Genomic DNA, 457 nt, shown 5'->3' on the forward strand with positions numbered 1-457 from the left:
GTGGAGGACCATGGCGACACTGTCACCGACCAGAAGCAGATCGACATGGTGATAAAGCAGACGGGCGATGGGATAGGTATAGGCGGTCAGGCAAACGATCGGCGCGCCGCCCTTGCGGTGGCGAATCGCCTCGGCGCTGATGCGCATGTCGGTGGTCGGCAATTCCGTGGCCAATCGTCACCTCCTTTGGCCTCAAGCCGGGCTGGATACAAGCATGGGCGCGCAGAGCTTTAGAAACACCGCAAAGGCTTGGCAAGCGTGCATGCAGCCACCGGCAGGATCACAGGCTTGTGTCGGGTTTCAGGAAAGCCATTTGCGCACACGCCGTGGCAAAAGCCTTGCCTTCGGCAAGGCCTGACGCCATAAGCAGGAAACGGGCGCTGCCGGCGCGAGGGTTTTGAGATGAAGACTTTCCTTACGCAGTTTTTCACCTGGTGGAACAGCCAGACGATAGGAA

1 protein-coding gene is annotated in these 457 nt (G+C 59.3%); it reads right to left on the reverse strand.

All coding sequences use genetic code 11. From position 1 onward, the window contains the following. Nucleotides 1-147, reverse strand: a 147-nt coding sequence (locus EN969_RS34855; RefSeq protein WP_245467699.1) for a 3-methyl-2-oxobutanoate hydroxymethyltransferase, incomplete at its 3' end; no start/stop codon positions are given. Nucleotides 148-457 lie beyond the last annotated feature (310 nt).

The organism is Mesorhizobium sp. M7A.F.Ca.CA.003.01.2.1 (genome assembly GCF_003998945.1).
Lineage (GTDB): Bacteria > Pseudomonadota > Alphaproteobacteria > Rhizobiales > Rhizobiaceae > Mesorhizobium > Mesorhizobium ciceri.